Here is a 1,953-nt window from a genome sequence, read left to right as displayed (position 1 = left end):
TGGGCAGAATCGGAATCAGCCGTCCATCCTCGGTTTGAAATGCGACTACTTTGTCCAGCGATTCATCCACCAGTTCGAGCTTGAGCAGCTTCCGAAGCGCGGGGCCGTAGAACACCGCTTGCCCATCAAGCATCACGACTTTGGAATCATCCGTGACGGCGGAAGCGTTCGCAGCCGCTTCAGTTGACTTCGTCTGTTCGGACGTTTTTTGTGGTGGAGACGCCTCACTTTCGGGAGCGGCAGAGTCCCCGGCATGGAGAAAGGGGAGCGAGATGATCGCAACGACTGCCGCAAGCAGGATGCCGCCGCCGATTGGAAGAATTCTTTGATGCCGACCCATCGCTCACCTCCGCACCTGTCGCCTCTCCTATTAGAGTAGCAATCTTGGTCGGGCCGCGTGGCCCAAGGGTCGTAGAATGAGCTTCCAAATAACGTCTTTCTGGAAGGAACTCCCTTGGACCGAAAACCGCTGATCGAGATTATCAAACGGGATGCCCTGAAGTTCGGCGACTTCGTCCTGGCGAGCGGCCAGCGGTCGAGTTTCTACATCGATTGCCGAAATGTGACCCTTTCGGCTGAGGGTGCTGCTCTCATCGGACGAGGCATTCTCGATCTTCTGGGCGACGAGCCGTTCGAGGCGGTCGGCGGAATGACGCTCGGTGCTGATCCGATTCTCGCAGCCGTCCTCACGATCGCTGGGCTCGAAAAACGCCCGCTCCGAGGATTCATTGTCCGAAAGGAAGCCAAGGGGCACGGGACCGGCAAGCTCGTCGAAGGTCCGCTCAAGGAAGGTGATCGCGTCGTCGTCGTCGAAGATGTCTCCACCACCGGCGGCTCCGCCATCAAAGCATGTGAAGCCGTCGAGGCGACCGGCGCTAAGGTCGTTCACGTCGTGACGGTACTCGACCGCCTCGCCGGCGCGGAAGCTGCCTTCAAGGCGAAGGGGTACAAGTTCTCGTCACTGGTGACGGTGAAGGATTTGGGAATAGGGTAGGGGGAGTATTAGGCCAATATGAATGCACAACTTTCGAGAGTTTTTCGCCGAGGAATAGTTAGTCCACTTACTGAAGACTCTGCTTTTCAATTGGAACGATGGTTTATCGACTCGAGCGTTTGGGTCGATTTTCTTCTTTTGGAAGACGACAGCTTATTCTATTCGATTTTCGAACATGGAATATTCGACTCAATAAATCGAAGATGTAAGGTCATTATTGATGACTATGAGGAGGAATGTCTTGAGACTGAAATGCTCGCCGAAGCTATTGCAGCCCTTCAGGAAACACGACCAAATATCAAGTATGACATGGTCAACGCTTTCGTCGGGGATTTAATCGACTTGCTGCAATCGGCAAAGAATCGAAATCAGCCTGTCTATTTCATCCTCTAACTCTGATCACCAACAATCTGGCAATCAACGACGTGCATTTTATCGTCCCGTGAAGACAGGCTTTCGCTTCTCGTGGAAAGCGTTGATCCCTTCCTGGTAGTCGGCACTTCGGTAAACATCGTGCCGAAGTTGCTGGATACGCTCAAAGACATCGGGCGTGACGGGGTCAGCCTCGGAAAGAATGCGAAGCTGCTCTTTGATGGCAGCGACCGCCAGCGGCGCCTTCTCCGCGATCTTCTTCGCCATGCCGTAAGTGAAATCCGCTAGTTCGGCAGCAGGAACCAAGTGATTGAGGATCCCCCACTTGGCAGCATCGTTTGCCTTGATGGACGCGGCCGTGAAGAACATCTCCTTCACCAGATTGAGGGGCAATCGCCGAAGACACTGTAGCAAGCCGGAGGTGTTATAGGCCAGCCCCAAATTGGCAGGCGTGATGGCAAACGCGCTCGTCTCATCACCAATGATCATATCGCAACTGAGTACGAGATCCGTCGCCCCTCCCCACACCGAACCATGCACCATCGCGATGACCGGAGCGGGACACTTCTTAATCGCTCGCAGCAGCC

General features: G+C 54.6%; 4 protein-coding genes. 2 read left to right on the top strand and 2 right to left on the bottom strand.

Translation table 11 applies throughout. The features are described from left to right. On the bottom strand, positions 1-340 hold a 340-nt coding region (locus tag AC6T8Q_RS18170), incomplete at its 3' end, for a hypothetical protein (RefSeq protein WP_500680432.1). Positions 341-454: 114 nt separating this feature from the next. Between AC6T8Q_RS18170 and pyrE the strand changes: the two genes are divergently transcribed. Together pyrE and AC6T8Q_RS18160 are read left to right on the top strand one after the other, a co-directional pair. After that, entirely contained in the window at positions 455-994 is a 540-nt protein-coding gene (gene pyrE / locus AC6T8Q_RS18165) for an orotate phosphoribosyltransferase (protein WP_500680431.1), read from the top strand. 18 nt (positions 995-1,012) lie between these two features. After that, complete coding sequence (locus AC6T8Q_RS18160; RefSeq protein WP_500680430.1) at positions 1,013-1,387, top strand: hypothetical protein; 375 nt, start codon at positions 1,013-1,015, stop codon at positions 1,385-1,387. Between the two features lie 39 nt (positions 1,388-1,426). Here the strand turns inward: AC6T8Q_RS18160 and scpB are convergent. After that, the coding region (gene scpB / locus AC6T8Q_RS18155; RefSeq protein ID WP_500680429.1) for a methylmalonyl-CoA decarboxylase at positions 1,427-1,953 on the bottom strand (527 nt) is incomplete at its 5' end.

This window comes from Bythopirellula sp., assembly GCF_041737835.1.
Classification (GTDB): Bacteria; Planctomycetota; Planctomycetia; order Pirellulales; family Lacipirellulaceae; genus Bythopirellula.
This window is presented reverse-complemented; position numbering and strand designations above follow the sequence as displayed.